The 15,053-nt window shown below is 61.9% G+C and carries 15 protein-coding genes, 3 tRNA genes and 1 pseudogene; 11 read left to right on the forward strand and 8 right to left on the reverse strand.

What is annotated here, in order from left to right; all coding sequences use genetic code 11:
- Window positions 1–82 precede the first annotated feature (82 nt).
- The 3 genes from F3J44_RS22315 to F3J44_RS22325 all read right to left on the reverse strand — a co-directional run bounded on the left by F3J44_RS22315 (window position 83) and on the right by F3J44_RS22325 (window position 742).
- Window positions 83–159: transfer RNA gene (locus F3J44_RS22315), tRNA-Met, on the reverse strand.
- A gap of 291 nt (window positions 160–450) precedes the next feature.
- Window positions 451–527, reverse strand: a tRNA-Met gene (locus tag F3J44_RS22320).
- Between the two features lie 138 nt (window positions 528–665).
- Window positions 666–742, reverse strand: a tRNA-Met gene (locus tag F3J44_RS22325).
- A 210-nt stretch (window positions 743–952) separates the two neighbouring features.
- On the opposite strand from F3J44_RS22325, the gene dinB reads away from it, so the two are divergent.
- Entirely contained in the window at window positions 953–2,011 is a 1,059-nt protein-coding gene (gene dinB / locus F3J44_RS22330; RefSeq protein ID WP_370526775.1) for a DNA polymerase IV, read from the forward strand.
- 110 nt (window positions 2,012–2,121) lie between these two features.
- Here the strand turns inward: dinB and F3J44_RS22335 are convergent, their stop codons facing one another.
- The 3 genes from F3J44_RS22335 to F3J44_RS22345 form a co-directional block, all read right to left on the reverse strand.
- The gene (locus F3J44_RS22335) at window positions 2,122–3,075 is read right to left on the reverse strand and encodes a hypothetical protein (RefSeq protein ID WP_167276199.1); all 954 of its coding nucleotides are present in this window, start codon (window positions 3,073–3,075) and stop codon (window positions 2,122–2,124) included.
- A gap of 20 nt (window positions 3,076–3,095) precedes the next feature.
- Window positions 3,096–4,811, reverse strand: coding sequence for a proline--tRNA ligase (locus F3J44_RS22340; RefSeq protein WP_167068986.1), 1,716 nt, complete (start codon window positions 4,809–4,811; stop codon window positions 3,096–3,098).
- A 160-nt stretch (window positions 4,812–4,971) separates the two neighbouring features.
- Window positions 4,972–6,246, reverse strand: a complete 1,275-nt coding sequence (locus F3J44_RS22345) for an OprD family porin (protein WP_167276203.1) — start codon at window positions 6,244–6,246, stop codon at window positions 4,972–4,974.
- 745 nt (window positions 6,247–6,991) lie between these two features.
- Between F3J44_RS22345 and F3J44_RS22350 the strand changes: the two genes are divergently transcribed.
- Together F3J44_RS22350 and F3J44_RS22355 are read left to right on the forward strand one after the other, a co-directional pair.
- Complete coding sequence (locus tag F3J44_RS22350; protein ID WP_167068980.1) at window positions 6,992–7,411, forward strand: HIT domain-containing protein; 420 nt, start codon at window positions 6,992–6,994, stop codon at window positions 7,409–7,411.
- 7 nt (window positions 7,412–7,418) lie between these two features.
- Window positions 7,419–7,619, forward strand: a complete 201-nt coding sequence (locus F3J44_RS22355) for a SlyX family protein (RefSeq protein WP_240158479.1) — start codon at window positions 7,419–7,421, stop codon at window positions 7,617–7,619.
- A 49-nt stretch (window positions 7,620–7,668) separates the two neighbouring features.
- On the opposite strand, the gene F3J44_RS29945 is transcribed toward F3J44_RS22355, so the two are convergent.
- Window positions 7,669–7,863: a cold shock domain-containing protein gene (locus F3J44_RS29945; protein WP_061304901.1), complete on the reverse strand. Its 195-nt coding sequence runs from the start codon at window positions 7,861–7,863 to the stop codon at window positions 7,669–7,671.
- Between the two features lie 93 nt (window positions 7,864–7,956).
- A pseudogene (locus F3J44_RS30255) lies at window positions 7,957–8,262 on the reverse strand (cold shock domain-containing protein membrane protein); the annotation flags it as partial.
- A 276-nt stretch (window positions 8,263–8,538) separates the two neighbouring features.
- Between F3J44_RS30255 and F3J44_RS22365 the strand changes: the two are divergent.
- From F3J44_RS22365 to ruvB, 8 genes are all read left to right on the forward strand, one after another.
- A complete protein-coding gene (locus tag F3J44_RS22365; protein WP_167068972.1) occupies window positions 8,539–9,012 on the forward strand; it encodes a Dps family protein in 474 nt (157 codons plus the stop codon).
- Between the two features lie 148 nt (window positions 9,013–9,160).
- Complete coding sequence (locus F3J44_RS22370; RefSeq protein ID WP_167068969.1) at window positions 9,161–9,478, forward strand: ribbon-helix-helix domain-containing protein; 318 nt, start codon at window positions 9,161–9,163, stop codon at window positions 9,476–9,478.
- 100 nt (window positions 9,479–9,578) lie between these two features.
- Window positions 9,579–9,800 carry an FmdB family zinc ribbon protein gene (locus F3J44_RS22375; RefSeq protein WP_027919960.1) on the forward strand — a complete coding sequence of 74 codons (222 nt, stop codon included), beginning with the start codon at window positions 9,579–9,581 and terminating at the stop codon, window positions 9,798–9,800.
- 97 nt (window positions 9,801–9,897) lie between these two features.
- Window positions 9,898–11,670 (forward strand): aspartate--tRNA ligase, encoded by a 1,773-nt coding sequence (aspS, locus tag F3J44_RS22380; protein WP_205300073.1) that lies wholly within the window; start codon window positions 9,898–9,900, stop codon window positions 11,668–11,670.
- A 109-nt stretch (window positions 11,671–11,779) separates the two neighbouring features.
- Window positions 11,780–12,526, forward strand: a complete 747-nt coding sequence (locus F3J44_RS22385; protein WP_167068963.1) for a YebC/PmpR family DNA-binding transcriptional regulator — start codon at window positions 11,780–11,782, stop codon at window positions 12,524–12,526.
- 138 nt (window positions 12,527–12,664) lie between these two features.
- Window positions 12,665–13,189 carry a crossover junction endodeoxyribonuclease RuvC gene (gene ruvC / locus F3J44_RS22390; RefSeq protein ID WP_167276208.1) on the forward strand — a complete coding sequence of 175 codons (525 nt, stop codon included), beginning with the start codon at window positions 12,665–12,667 and terminating at the stop codon, window positions 13,187–13,189.
- Window positions 13,190–13,298: 109 nt separating this feature from the next.
- The gene (ruvA, locus tag F3J44_RS22395) at window positions 13,299–13,916 is read left to right on the forward strand and encodes a Holliday junction branch migration protein RuvA (RefSeq protein WP_167068957.1); all 618 of its coding nucleotides are present in this window, start codon (window positions 13,299–13,301) and stop codon (window positions 13,914–13,916) included.
- A complete protein-coding gene (gene ruvB, locus F3J44_RS22400; RefSeq protein WP_167068954.1) occupies window positions 13,913–14,959 on the forward strand; it encodes a Holliday junction branch migration DNA helicase RuvB in 1,047 nt (348 codons plus the stop codon). Before ruvA ends, ruvB begins: the two co-directional genes overlap by 4 nt.
- Window positions 14,960–15,053 lie beyond the last annotated feature (94 nt).

Here is a 15,053-nt window from a genome sequence, read left to right on the forward strand (position 1 = left end):
GGGAGTGTAAAGGTTTTTCAGGCGACGAAATGCAACAAACCCCGCGCTGCTGTGAGGCAGGCGGGGTTTGTTCTGACGAATATGGTTGCGGGAGCCGGATTTGAACCGACGACCTTCGGGTTATGAGCCCGACGAGCTACCAGGCTGCTCCATCCCGCGTCAGAGGGGCGCATTCTACAGCTTCATGTGAACGGGTCAAGGGAAATCTTTCAAGGTGCTGAAAATCGCGTTCTGTAGGAGATAACCCAGCCCTGCGGGCTGCGCTGTCGCGCAGGGAACATTGCACGTAGGCGCGCCGCCATCCTTTGTAGGGGCGGGCTTGCCCCGCGAAGCAAGCGCCGCGATGGGAGGCACCGGCTGCGCCGGTGTTCGCGGGTCAAGCCCGCTCCTACATGGAATTGCAGGCAATAAAAAAGGCCACTGTATCGACAGTGGCCTTTTTCATGAATCTGGTTGCGGGAGCCGGATTTGAACCGACGACCTTCGGGTTATGAGCCCGACGAGCTACCAGGCTGCTCCATCCCGCGCCTGTGGAATCGAATTCTACAGCTTAAACACTTCGTGTCAAGCGCTAGTCATTGATTTGTCGCGATTTTTTCAGGCGAGAGAAAATCCGCGCATAAGAAAAAAGGCCACTGCGTTAACAGTGGCCTTTTTCTCGAATCTGGTTGCGGGAGCCGGATTTGAACCGACGACCTTCGGGTTATGAGCCCGACGAGCTACCAGGCTGCTCCATCCCGCGCCTGTGAGATCGAATTCTACGGATTTTCCCCGAGGTGTCAACAGTTATCTTAAAAAAACCGTTTTTGTTCAAACCCTTACGTGCCTGTAACCGGGCCGCGGCTCAGCTGGGGCGGGCGTTTCAGGCCGATTGTCGAAGTGGGCTGTTTCTGCTGCTTGGGCATGCGCTACTATCTGTATGAATTTACAGTGGTGGCCGTCATCCATGTCCGTGCGCAAGATCATCCACATCGACTGCGATTGCTTTTACGCCGCGATCGAGATGCGCGATGACCCACGCCTGGCGGGCAGGCCCATGGCCGTGGGCGGGTCGCCCGACCGCCGTGGGGTGATTGCCACCTGTAATTATGAAGCGCGCGCCTACGGGGTGCGTTCGGCAATGTCGTCGCACCATGCGCTCAAGCTGTGCCCGGACCTGGAAATCGTCAAGCCGCGTTTCGACGCCTACCGTGAAGCCTCCCGGGAGATTCATGCGATCTTCCGCGACTACACCGAGCTGATCGAACCGTTGTCCCTCGACGAAGCCTACCTGGATGTCACCGACAGCCAGTGGTATGCCGGCAGCGCCACGCGCATCGCCGAAGATATCCGCAGGCGGGTTGCGCGTACCTTGCATATCACCGTTTCAGCGGGGGTTGCGCCTAACAAGTTCCTGGCCAAGATTGCCAGTGACTGGCGTAAACCCAACGGCCTGTTCGTGATCACGCCAGGCCAGGTGGAAACCTTCGTGGCGGCCTTGCCGGTGGCCAAGTTGCATGGCGTTGGCAAGGTGACGGCAGACAAGCTGAACCGCTTGGGAATAAACACCTGCCTGGACCTGCGCGATTGGTCGCGGCTGGCGCTGGCGCGTGAGTTCGGCAGTTTCGGCGAGCGTTTGTGGGGGCTGGCGCGGGGCATCGATGAGCGCGTGGTGCACAATGACAGCCGCCGTCAGTCGGTCAGTGTTGAAAACACCTACGATACCGACCTGCCAGACCTGGCCAGTTGCCTTGAGCGTCTGCCTGAGCTGCTGGCCAGCCTGAATGAGCGGATCGAGCGGATGGACAGCAGTTACCGACCTGATAAACCGTTCGTCAAGGTCAAGTTCCATGACTTCAGCCAGACCACCCTGGAGCAAGCCGGGGCCGGCAGGGACCTGGAAAGCTATAAACAGCTGCTGCGCCAGGCGTTCGCCCGGGGAGGCAAACCGGTGCGCTTGCTGGGGGTGGGGGTGAGGTTGCGCGACCTGCGGGGTGCGCACGAGCAGTTGGAGCTGTTTCCGGCGCAATGAAAAGGGGCCGCTTGGCGGCCCATCGCAGGCAAGCCTGCTCCTACAGGTTCAGCATCTTGTAGGAGCAGGCTTGCCTGCGATGGGCTGCAAAGCAGCCCCTTTCGTTGACCTTACAGCGCCCCTGGGTCGGCCACCAAGCGGCCAGTGGCCTTGGTCAGTGCCTTGAGAAACTCCTGTTGCAGTTCCGGGTCGTTGCGGGTCAGCTCCACCAGGCTCTGCTCCATTTCACTGGCTTCCTCTTCCAGGCCCAGCTCCGAAAGGCGCTTGACCCGGTGCACCCACTGGCCGACATCGTCATCTTCAAGGTCATCGAAGATCAGCTCATGGGCTTCGCGCAGCTTGTTGCGCAGGGTAGCGCTGACCAGCAGGCTGGCATCGCCACGCACGCCGTTGTCTTCGTCGACCACCTGCAAGTGCAAGGTGCCCACGTTGTTCAGGTGCTGCTCGGAGAACGGGCTGTCCAACAGGTTCAGGCGCAACACGCCATTCTTGTCGGTGGTCAGTTCGTGGGTCAGCTTGCCCGCTTTCACTTCGACCAACCGCTCGTTCCAGGGCAGGCTGGTGAATTCTTCACGCTTGTCCTTCTGCACTTCGCTGATGCCCGCCAGGTTCTGCTGGGCACGGCCATTGGACGGCGCGTTCATGAACGGGTTGAGCCCGTCCAGGCCATAGCTGAGCCAGTCGTGGGTCACGCTGTCTGGCAGGTTGCCCAAGGCAAATACGTTGACCACGTTGGCGCCGATGCCTGCCACCACAGCCACCGCGCCCAGCGGAATCTCATAGATTTCCCGCCAGGGTTGGTAAGGCGTGTAGCGGTCGTAGCGGCGCGTGACCTCGTACTCGGTAACCTCGAAACGCTTCTGCTCATGAATGCGCACACGCCGCTGCGGAAGCTCCATCACCTTCGGCTCGCCGACATCGATCTGCAGGGTGTGTTCGAGCAGCTTGCGCTCGACGCGCTCCTCATGGTCGCTGCGTTGGGACATCTGGTTGGCGCAACCGCTGACGAGCAGGGCGCCGCACAGTGCGGTGCCCCCCAGGGTAAAGGTACTTCGCTTGGACATGATCACTCGGGCATTGGTTATCAGCGACGAACGCGGGCCTTAAGGAAGGTCAGCACTTCATTGAGCGGCAACGCCTGGGCGTCCTGCTCGGTGCGGTGCTTGTACTCCAGGTTGCCGTCGGCCAGGCCGCGGTCGCTGACGACGATGCGGTGTGGAATGCCGATCAGCTCCATGTCGGCGAACTTGATGCCGGGGCTGGTCTTCTTGTCGCGGTCGTCCAGCAGCACTTCGAAGCCAGCGGCGGTCAGTTCGGCGTAGAGCTTGTCGGTGGCCTCGCGAACCACCTCGGTTTCATAGCGCAGCGGCACCAGGGCGATCTGGAAGGGCGCCAGGGCGTCGTTCCAGATGATGCCTTTGTCGTCGTAGCTCTGCTCGATGGCGGCAGCCACCACGCGGGACACGCCAATGCCGTAGCAACCCATGGACAGGACGACCGGCTTGCCGTTCTCGCCCAGTACCTGGCACTTCAGCGCTTCGCTGTACTTGGTGCCGAGCTGGAAGATGTGGCCGACTTCGATGCCGCGCTTGATCACCAGGGTGCCCTGGCCGTCCGGGCTTGGGTCGCCTTCGACGACGTTACGGATGTCGGCGACCTGAGGAACCGGCAGGTCACGCTCCCAGTTCACGCCGAAGTAGTGCTTGTCGTCGATGTTGGCGCCGATGCCGAAGTCGCTCATCAGGGCGACCGAACGGTCGATCACCACTTCCAGCGGCAAGTTCATCGGGCCCAGGGAGCCTGCGCCGGCGCCAATGGCGTCGCGCAGTTCGGCGTCGGTGGCCATCACCAGCGGGTCGGCGACCTGCTCCAGCTTGGTTGCCTTGATTTCGTTCAGCTCGTGGTCGCCACGGACCACCAGCGCCACCAGTTTGCCTTCTTCGGCGCCGCGCACGATCAGGGTCTTGACGGTTTTTTCAATCGCCAGGCCGTGGTTTTCCACCAGCTGGGCGATGGTCTTGGCATTCGGGGTGTCGACCAGGCGCAGCTCCTCGGTAGGGGCAGGGCGCACGGTTTCACGTGGGATGGCTTCGGCTTTCTCGATGTTGGCGGCGTAATCGGAGCTGTCGCTGAAGATCACGTCGTCTTCGCCGGACTCGGCCAGCACGTGGAATTCGTGCGAGTAGCTACCGCCAATCGAGCCGGTGTCGGCCTGCACTGGGCGGAAGTCCAGGCCCAGGCGGGTGAATACGTTGCTGTATGCCTGGTGCATGCGGTCGTAGGTTTCCTGCAGGGAAGCCTGGTCGGCATGGAAGGAGTAGGCATCCTTCATGATGAATTCGCGGCCGCGCATCAGGCCGAAGCGTGGGCGGATCTCGTCACGGAACTTGGTCTGGATCTGGTACATGTTGAGCGGCAGCTGTTTATAGCTGGACAGCTCGTTACGGGCCAGGTCGGTGATGACTTCCTCGTGGGTCGGGCCAACGCAGAAGTCACGCTGGTGGCGGTCCTTCAGGCGCAGCAGCTCAGGGCCGTACTGCTCCCAGCGGCCGGATTCCTGCCACAGTTCGGCGGGCTGGATGCTCGGCATCAGCACTTCCAGGGCGCCGGCGGCGTTCATTTCCTCACGCACCACGTTCTCGACCTTGCGCATTACCCGCAGGCCCATCGGCAGCCAGGTGTACAGGCCGGAAGCCAGTTTGCGGATCATGCCGGCGCGCAGCATGAGCTGGTGGCTGATGACCACTGCGTCGGCAGGGGTTTCTTTCTGGGTGGCGAGCAAATATTGACTGGTGCGCATGGTTAGCCGTGTCGATTGCCTAAGACGTTGAAATAGCCCCGCATTGTACGGGGGTGAAACGAAGGCGTACAGAATGCCCCAGGGCGTGGCTGTTGTCAGCCAAGAAAAAGCCCGGCGGTTGTGCCGGGCTTTCTCAGGTGCGGGGCACTGCAAGCCAGGCTTACAGGATGCTCAGCGGGTACTCGACGATCAGGCGCAGTTCGTCCAGCGATGGGGAGCCGTAGTAGACGCCGTCGGCAGAGCGGTAGGTGGCCTGGCGTACGCGGAAGCTGAGGTCCTTGGCCGGGCCTTCTTGCAGCACGTACTTGATGTCGATGTCGCGTTCCCATTCCTTGCCGTTGTCGGTGGTGGCGGTGTTGGCGCCGGTACCACGCACGTAACGGGTCATGAAGGTCAGGCCTGGTACGCCGAACTCGGCGAAGTTCAGGTCATAGCGCGCCTGCCAGGACTTCTCGTCCTCGGCGTTGAAGTCGGAACGGGCCACGGAGTTGGCCAGGAACACGGTGCCGCCACCGTCCACGCCGTAACCGTAGTCGCCGTCACCGGTCACCTTCTGGTAGGCCAGAGTGAAGGTGTGGGCGCCAACGTTATAGGCGGCCGACAGGCTGAAGGCGCGGTTGTCGAGCTTGGTCACGCCGTCGTTTTCGGCGCGTTGCAGGCCGGCGCCATCGCTCTTGGTGTCATAGATGTTGAAGTCGAACACCAGGCCTTGCTTGTCGGAGAGTGGCAGTGCCCAGTTGACGTTGGCGTAGTATTTGCGCCAGTAGTCTTCGACCTTCGAGTAGTACAGGCTGGTGGACAGGCTGTCGGTGAAGGCATAGGTGCCGCCGATCACGTCGGCTTGCTTGAGGTGCAGGCTGTCGTGGAAGGTTTGAGCCTGTGCGTCCAGCGCGGTGAAGCGACCGGCGTTCAGGGTCAGGCCCTTGATTTCGTTGCTGGTGATCAGGGCGCCTTCGGCCATTTCCGGCAGCAGGCGGCTGTCGTCTGTGGCGAACACAGGCATGGCGGTGAACTGAGAACCGACCTTCAGCACGGTATCGGAAATGCGCAGTTTCACCGCGCCGCCGGCCTTGGAGTAGTCATCCTGGGCGCGGCCGTCGGAGTCTTCAGGGAACAGGCCGGTACCGTAGCGGCCTTTACCGCTGTCCAGCTTCAGGCCGAGCATGCCGATGGCGTCGACGCCGAAGCCTACGGTGCCCTGGGTGAAGCCCGATTCATAAGTGCCGAGGAAACCCAGGCCCGTCTCTTCCACGCGGCTCTGGGTGCCCGGTGCGTTGTTACGGAAGTCACGGCTGAAGTACAGCATGCGAGTCTTGACGTTCAGCTTGCTGTCTTCGAGGAAACCCTTGGAATCGTCCTGGGACGACGCTACGGCCATCTGCGAGGTCCCGGCTGCAACGGCCAGGGCGATCATGCTCCACTTCATCACGCGCATCGTGATTTGCTCCTTTGGTTTTTAGGAAGAGTACCGCTGTGCCCAAGTGTTTTAGTTATATGGGACAGCTCTTTCTTGTTATGTCGGCGAAAATGTATAGCACGCTGACTGTTATTGGCGATATGACAAAATTTCTCTTATCGGGAACTTTACGGTCATGTCGCTTTTAGGTATTTCCATGTCGCAAATCACGCCCCGTTAATTCGGGGCGTACAACGCCAGCGTTGTTCCGTTACCGTCATGTTTGCGTCATTCACGCCCTGCCGGTTGGGAAACTCCCTGGTGTCACCAATGCCGCTGTTGTTATTTGTCGCGTCACCTGGCATCTGCCAATGCAGGTGTCGTGCCGACTTGGCGTAGAAAGAATGCAACAAGCGTGCTCAACATTTACCACGATTGATGAAATTTTCACAAATCGCTCGGCCGAAGCGCTGAAGGTGCCGAAAACACGGGGCGGGACCTGTCTGATGGTGTGCCAGTTGGCGCAGCCTGGTTATCTTGAAAAGCTGCCATAAAAGTCAACGTGTTACCGGAAACAGTTGATGCAGAGTCGTGGGTGTGGGTAGAACCGTATTGCTACACACTTTTGTGGCCTCATTTTGGTGCGAAAAGTAGCGCTGTGTTACCGCGGTAGTGCAACTTGCGGTATTTCATGAACTTAAAGTGTGCGGTCGGCGCGATGGCGCATGCCGCAATCGGCGAAGCGCGGTATCCTTGATGCCTGATTTAGTGACGGAGGTTTACCGTGTTTGAGATGGATTCGCGTTTGCAGCAGGATTCCCTGGTGCTTGGGGATTTTCCGCTGTGCCGTCTGTTGCTCAGCAAGGATGCCAATTACCCCTGGTTCATCCTGGTGCCCCGGCGCGCTGGCGTGAGCGAACTGTTCGACTTGAGCGCGGACGACCAGGCACAACTGTGGCAAGAAACCACCTGCCTGGCCGAAGCGCTCAAGCGCGAGTTCAAGGCCGACAAGATGAACGTTGCCACCCTGGGCAACGTGGTCAGCCAGTTGCACATGCATGTCATCGTTCGCCACCACGGGGACGCCGCCTGGCCTGCGCCGGTATGGGGCAAGGTGCCTTCGGGTGAGTATGCCCCTGGCCAGGTCGAGGCGATCGGCCAGCGCCTGCGCGGGCTGCTGGGCGACAGCTACCAGGAGGCCTGATATGTCGATGGACGCACGTATTATCGAGTTGGAAACCCGCCAGGCATTTCAGGATGACACCCTCCAGGCGCTCAACGATGTGGTGGTCGAGCAGGGGCGGGTGATCGAACGCCTGCAACTGCAGGTGGCCGAGTTGATCAAGCGCTATGAAGAGATGGTCGGCCAGTACGGCAGCGAGGGGGAGGAAGCGCCGCCGCCTCATTATTAAGGCGCCAGGTGCTGAAGGTGCCCCGGGGTTGCCCCGGGGCACCGCAGGGTCAGCGGCGGGTGACCGCGACCACGTCTTCGGCCTGCAGGCCTTTGTCGCGGTGCATCACCGAGAACTCCACGCGCTGGCCTTCGACCAGAATGCGGTGGCCTTCACCGCGAATGGCCCGGAAGTGCACGAAGATATCGTCACCCGAGTCGCGGGAAATGAAGCCGAAGCCCTTGGAGGTGTTGAACCATTTCACGGTGCCGGTATCGCGGTTGCCTGCTTGTACCGGTGCGCCCTGGCTTGCGCGTGCCTTGCGCCCGGTGCGGGCGAAGCCCACGGCCAGGTGCAGGGCAACGGCCAGCACCGCGCACACCAATGCCGCCAGGTTGCCCATTTCCGGGCGTGCCAGCAGGGTCAGGGTTTGCAGTACCACGGCCACCACCAGCAGGGCGCAGGCCAGGTGTTGCAGTTGCTGGCGTGCACCGCGGTAGTACATGGGCACGACCGGGGCCAGCAGCAGGTTGAGCAGGCCGAGCAGGGCCAGGTAGACCGCGTCGGGTTGCTGCAGGAAGGGTGTTGCGTCAGCTTTCAGGCTGGGTATGAGCGATAGCAGCAAAGCCGCGACGCCCGTCACCAGGTGGACGATCTTGAACATGGGGTTGGCTCACAGTTGATAAGGCCGATCACAGGAAGAGCGGGCAGCACGGTGCGCATGAGGTGTAGGGCGCGAACACGTGGCAGGCCTGCCTATGCACCCGGCAATGACAATCCGCACGGGTGGCACGGTGCCTATTTAACCGCAAAGGCGGGGGCTTCTCAAACCGCAGGCGTCGCGTGCGGCATTTGCGCTGGGTCATGGGCAGGGACGGGCAAGTGTTGGTAGAGTTGTCGGGCCTGCTTGATCGTCAAGCCAAATGGAAAGGGGAGCTTCATGGCAATCGATATCGGTATCAGTGAAGAAGATCGCAAGTCCATCGTCGAAGGCTTGTCCCGTTTGTTGTCGGACACCTACGTGCTGTACTTGAAAACCCATAACTTTCATTGGAACGTCACCGGCCCGTCGTTCCGCACCTTGCACCTGATGTTCGAGGAGCAGTACAACGAACTGGCGCTGGCGGTCGACTCGATCGCCGAGCGCATCCGCGCCCTGGGCTTCCCGGCGCCGGGGTCGTATGCATTCTACGCCCGGCATTCCTCGATCAAGGAGGAGGAAGGGGTTCCTGCGGCAAGCGAAATGATCCGCCAGCTGGTCCAGGGGCAGGAAGCGGTGGTGCGAACCGCACGCAGCATCTTCCCGGTGGTGGACAAGGTCAGCGACGAGCCAACCGCCGACCTGCTCACCCAGCGCATGCAGGTGCACGAAAAGACGGCCTGGATGCTGCGGGTACTGCTCGACGAAAAATGAGTGAAGCTTAACCACCGGTTGTAGGAAAGCCCGAAAGAGTAAGCGCTTTCGGGCTTTTTCGTTTGTGCGGGAAAGCTTTGCCGCTGATCAGCGTGTGGCTTTGCGCGCCTTACTGGGCCTCGGATTTCTCGTGAGGCGAAGGGGCGATATGCACGCAATCAACAAGGCTGCAAGGCACGGGGGCTGGCCGGGCAAGCCCAGCGTCGATCCATTCACGGTCGATTTCGACATGGCGCAGGTACAGCCGATTGCACGTTCCATCAGGCTTAATGGCTTTTCCACCTGCCTGCGCCTGGAGGCCGTGTATTGGGGTATCCTCGAACAGATTGCGGCGACCAACCGCTGTTCGGTGAGCGCGGTGTTGTCGTACGTCGACCGCGAGGTACACCTGCGCCAGGGCGGGGTGCGCAACTTCAGCGGGTTGATCCGGGTGATCTGCGTCGTCTGGCTGCTCGATCCACGGTGACACGCTGATCGCCGGGCGGGCTGCGCAGTGCCGGTTAACCATATATAATCCCGCTTTTTGCTGCCCTGGCAGCCCGCGTTGTGGTTGACGAGAGACGTTCATGCCCCTTTATGACTACCAATGTGCTTCCTGCGACCACCGCATGGAGGCATTGCAGAAGATCAGCGCCGCGCCGCTGACCGACTGCCCGGCCTGCCAGGCGCCGGCACTGAAGAAACTGCTGTCGGTGCCGGGCTTTCGCCTGAGTGGTAATGGCTGGTACGAAACCGACTTCAAGACCGGGGCGAAAAAGAATCTGGCAGGCGGCGACAAGGCCGACTGAGTTGAATTGCAGTAGCCGGGTCTTGCAGTATTAGCCCTTCGGGCGGCCAAGGCCTCCATCGAATACACGAATCACGAGAAGCGAAACCACCATCATGATGCGCAGCCATTATTGCGGCCAACTGAACGAGAGCCTGGACGGCCAGGAAGTCACCCTTTGCGGCTGGGTCCATCGTCGCCGCGACCACGGCGGGGTGATCTTCCTCGACATCCGTGACCGCGAAGGCATGGCCCAGGTCGTGTTCGACCCGGACCGCGCCGAAACCTTCGCCGCCGCCGACCGCGTGCGTAGCGAGTACGTCGTGCAGATCACCGGCAAGGTGCGCAAGCGCCCGGACGGCGCGGTGAACGCCAACATGGCCTCCGGCGCCATCGAGATCCTCGGCTACCAGCTGAACGTGCTCAACGAAGCGGAAACCCCGCCGTTCCCGCTGAACGAATACTCCGACGTGGGCGAAGAAACCCGCCTGCGCTACCGCTTCATCGACCTGCGTCGCCCGGAAATGGCCGACAAGCTGCGCCTGCGTTCGCGCATCACCAGCAGCATCCGCCGCTTCCTCGACGAAAACGGCTTCCTCGACGTCGAAACGCCGATCCTCACCCGGGCTACCCCGGAAGGCGCGCGTGACTACCTGGTGCCGAGCCGTACCCACGCTGGCAGCTTCTTCGCCCTGCCGCAGTCGCCGCAGCTGTTCAAGCAGCTGCTGATGGTGGCCGGTTTCGACCGCTACTACCAGATCGCCAAGTGCTTCCGCGACGAAGACCTGCGTGCCGACCGCCAGCCGGAATTCACCCAGATCGACATCGAAACCAGCTTCCTCGACGAAAGCGAGATCATGGGCCTCACCGAGAGCATGATCCGCAAGCTGTTCAAGGAAGTGCTGGACCTGGAATTCGGTGAATTCCCGCACATGACCTTCGAAGAGGCCATGCGCCGCTACGGTTCCGACAAGCCAGACCTGCGTAACCCGCTGGAACTGGTTGACGTTGCCGACCAGCTCAAGGACGTTGACTTCAAGGTCTTCGCAGGCCCGGCCAACGACCCGAAATGCCGCGTTACCGCTCTGCGCCTGCCAGGCGGTGCCAGCATGCCGCGCAGCAAGATCGACGAGTACACCAAGTTCGTCGGCATCTACGGTGCCAAGGGCCTGGCCTACATCAAGGTCAACGAGCGCGCCAAGGGCGTCGAAGGCCTGCAGTCGCCGATCGTCAAGAACATCCCCGAGGCCAACCTCAACACCATCCTCGACCGCGTAGGCGCCGTGGATGGCGACATCGTGTTCTTCGGTGCCGACAAGTTCAAGGTCGTCAGCGAAGCCCTGGGCGCGCTGCGTATCCGCCTGGGCCACGACTTCGAGCTGCTGACCTGCGAGTGGGCACCGATGTGGGTCGTCGACTTCCCGATGTTCGAAGAGAACGAAGACGGCAGCTTCACTGCGCTGCACCACCCGTTCACCGCGCCGAAGTGCACCCCTGAAGAACTCGAAGCCAACCCGGCTACCGCGCTCTCCCGTGCCTACGACATGGTGCTCAACGGCACCGAGTTGGGTGGCGGTTCGATCCGTATTCACCGCAAGGAAATGCAGCAAGCGGTGTTCCGCCTGCTGGGTATCGAGGCGGCAGAACAGGAAGAGAAGTTCGGCTTCCTGCTCGACGCCCTGAAGTTCGGTGCACCGCCCCACGGTGGCCTGGCCTTCGGCCTGGACCGCCTGGTGATGCTGATGACCGGCGCCCAGTCGATTCGTGAAGTGATTGCCTTCCCGAAAACCCAGAGCGCCGCGTGCGTCATGACCCAGGCCCCTGGCCTGGTCGACGCCAAGGCCCTGCGCGAGCTGCACATCCGCCTGCGCGAGCAGACCAAGGTCGAGTAATCGGCCCCGGGCGCATCCCGGCGGGTGCGCCCACGCGCTTCGGCGCAGTCTTCCCACGTTCCGCCCTTCGGGGCGGAACCTGTTTCTGTAGCAAGGATCTGGAGTCGTTATGGCTGGTCATTCCAAGTGGGCGAACATCAAGCACCGCAAAGAGCGCCAGGATGCCAAGAGAGGCAAGATCTTCACCAAGTGGATCCGCGAGCTGACGGTCGCCGCCAAGCAGGGCGGGGCTGACCCGGCCTCCAACCCGCGCCTGCGCCTGGCACTGGACAAAGCGCTGGGCGCCAACATGAGCCGCGACATCATCGATCGCGCCGTGGCCCGTGGTGCGGGCACCAACGAAAGTGACAACGTCGAGGAGCTTAGCTACGAAGGCTACGGCCCAGGTGGCGTGGCGATCATGGTCGAGGCCATGACCGACAACCGCAACCGTACCGCTGCCGCCGTGCGCCATGCCTTCAGCAAATGTGGCGGCAACCTCGGCACCGACGGCTCGGTGGCCTACCTGTTCGAGCGCAAGGGGCAGATCAGCTTCGCCCCGGGCGTGGACGAAGACGCCCTGATGGAAGCGGCGATGGAGGCCGATGCCGATGATGTGGTGGCCAACGATGACGGCTCGTTCGAGGTGTTCACCTCGTTCAACAGCTTCTATGCCGTGCGTAATGCCCTGGAAGAAGCTGGCTTCAAGGCCGCCGACGCGGAAATCGTCATGCAGCCGACCACCAGCGCCGAACTCGACCTGGAGGGCGCCGAGAAGGTGCTCAAGCTGATCGACATGCTCGAAGACCTGGATGACGTGCAGAACGTCTATTCCAATGCCCAGATTTCCGACGAGATCATGGAAAAACTCGGCTAAGGTGTTTTGGCGCCTGTATCGGCCCTTTCGCGGGACAAGCCCGCTCCTACAGGTATTCCACATGCCTTGTAGGAGCGGGCTTGTCCCGCGAAAGGGCCGGTAAAATTTGCAAACCTGCATGATTCTGATACGGGCACTATGACTCTGATTCTTGGTATCGACCCCGGCTCGCGCATCACCGGTTATGGCGTGGTTCGCCAGACTGCCCGTGGTTGCGAGTACGTGGCGTCGGGTTGCATTCGCACCGGCAGCGGTGAGCTGCACGAGCGCTTGCAGATCGTTTTTCGCGGTGTCAGCGAAATCATCGCCCAGCATGGCCCGGTCACCATGGGCATCGAGCGGGTATTCATGGCGCGCAACGCCGACTCGGCGCTCAAGCTGGGCCAGGCCCGCGGCGCGGCCATCGTCGCGGCCGCCGAGGCGGGCCTGGAAATTGCCGAATACAGCGCCAGCCAGGTCAAGCAAGCCGTCGCCGGTAGCGGTGGGGCGAACAAGGAGCAGGTGATGCTGATGGTCATGCACCTGCTCAAGTTGACCCAGAAGCCGCAGATCGACGCCTCCGACGCCCTGGCCATCGCCCTGTGCCACGCCCATACCCGTTCCAGCCTGGTGCCCCATGGCCTGGCCACGGCGCGGCGGCGCGGCGGGCGCTTGCGTCTTTGAGCGCTTCATGCGCTGATACATATTTTGGCCGGCTGAAGCGTTCATCCGGCGCATTTGCTGATAGGGTTGAGCGGTCTTCGACCGGCTCCCCGAGAGGAAGGATCGGAACGTGATTGGACGTTTGCGCGGCACCCTGGCGGAAAAACAGCCGCCTCACCTGGTTATCGATGTCAACGGCGTGGGCTACGAGCTGGAAGTGCCGATGACCACCCTGTATCGCCTGCCCAAGGTCGGCGAACCGGTTACCGTGCACACCCACCTGGTGGTGCGCGAAGATGCCCACCTGCTGTATGGCTTTGCCGAAAAGCGCGAGCGTGAGCTGTTCCGCGAGCTGATCCGCCTCAATGGCGTGGGCCCGAAGCTGGCGCTGGCGCTGATGTCCGGCCTGGAAGTGGACGAACTGGTGCGCTGTGTACAGGCCCAGGACGCCGCCGTGCTGGTGCGCGTGCCGGGTGTTGGCAAGAAAACGGCCGAACGCCTGCTGGTCGAGCTCAAGGACCGCTTCAAGGCCTGGGAAACCTCCCCGGCCATGTTCACCCTGGTGTCCGACGGCCCGCTGCCGGTGGCCAGTGAGTCCTCGGCCGAGGCCGATGCGGTCAGCGCCCTGGTTTCCCTGGGCTACAAGCCCCAGGAAGCGAGCAAGGCCATCGCCGCGATCAAGGACAAGGCAGGCCTTAGCAGCGAGGAACTGATTCGCCGCAGCCTTAAAGGGATGATTACCAAGTGATCGAAGCCGACCGCCTGATCGCCGCCAGTGGCCGCGACCGTGAAGAAGTCCAGGACCGCGCCATTCGCCCGCTGCGCCTGGACGAGTACATCGGCCAGCCGGTGGTGCGCGAGCAGATGGCGCTGTTCATCCAGGCTGCGCGCGGGCGTGGCGAGTCGCTTGACCATACCTTGATCTTCGGCCCGCCAGGCCTGGGCAAGACCACCCTGGCCAACATCATTGCCCAGGAAATGGGCGTGTCGGTCAAGAGCACCTCGGGGCCGATTCTCGAACGCCCTGGCGACCTGGCGGCCATGTTGACCAACCTCGAACCGCACGACGTGCTGTTCATCGACGAAATTCATCGCCTCTCGCCCGTGGTCGAGGAAGTGCTGTACCCGGCGATGGAAGACTTCCAGCTCGACATCATGATCGGCGAAGGCCCGGCGGCCCGTTCGATCAAGCTCGACCTGCCACCGTTCACCCTGGTCGGCGCCACCACCCGCGCCGGCATGCTGACCAACCCCTTGCGTGACCGCTTCGGTATCGTCCAGCGCCTGGAGTTCTACAGCGACAAGGACCTGGCGACCATCGTCAGCCGCTCGGCCAACATCCTGGGCCTGGCCATCGAGGACCAGGGCGCCTACGAGATCGCCCGCCGCGCCCGCGGCACGCCGCGTATCGCCAACCGCCTGCTGCGCCGCGTGCGCGACTATGCCGAGGTGCGTGGCAAGGGCCAGATCACCAAGGCCGTGGCCGACATGGCATTGAACCTGCTGGACGTCGACGAGCGCGGTTTCGACCATTCCGACCGCCGCCTGCTGCTGACCATGATCGAGAAGTTCGATGGCGGCCCGGTGGGCGTCGACAACCTGGCCGCAGCCATCAGCGAGGAGCGCCATACCATCGAAGACGTGCTCGAGCCCTACCTGATCCAGCAGGGCTACATCATGCGTACGCCCCGTGGCCGGGTGGTGACCCGGCATGCTTACCTGCACTTTGGCCTGAATGTTCCCGGCAGCCTCGGCGGCGGTAGCGATTTTTCCGAGCCAGGCGATGAATGACAGATCGAAACCGGCTTTTTGTGGTCCTACCGCTGGCATGCCGATGGTGCGCTGGCAATACGACATTAATGAAGAAAAAACAGTTGCCGCAGCG

The sequence above is a fragment of the Pantoea sp. Tr-811 genome (assembly GCF_011752535.1).
GTDB lineage: Bacteria > Pseudomonadota > Gammaproteobacteria > Pseudomonadales > Pseudomonadaceae > Aquipseudomonas.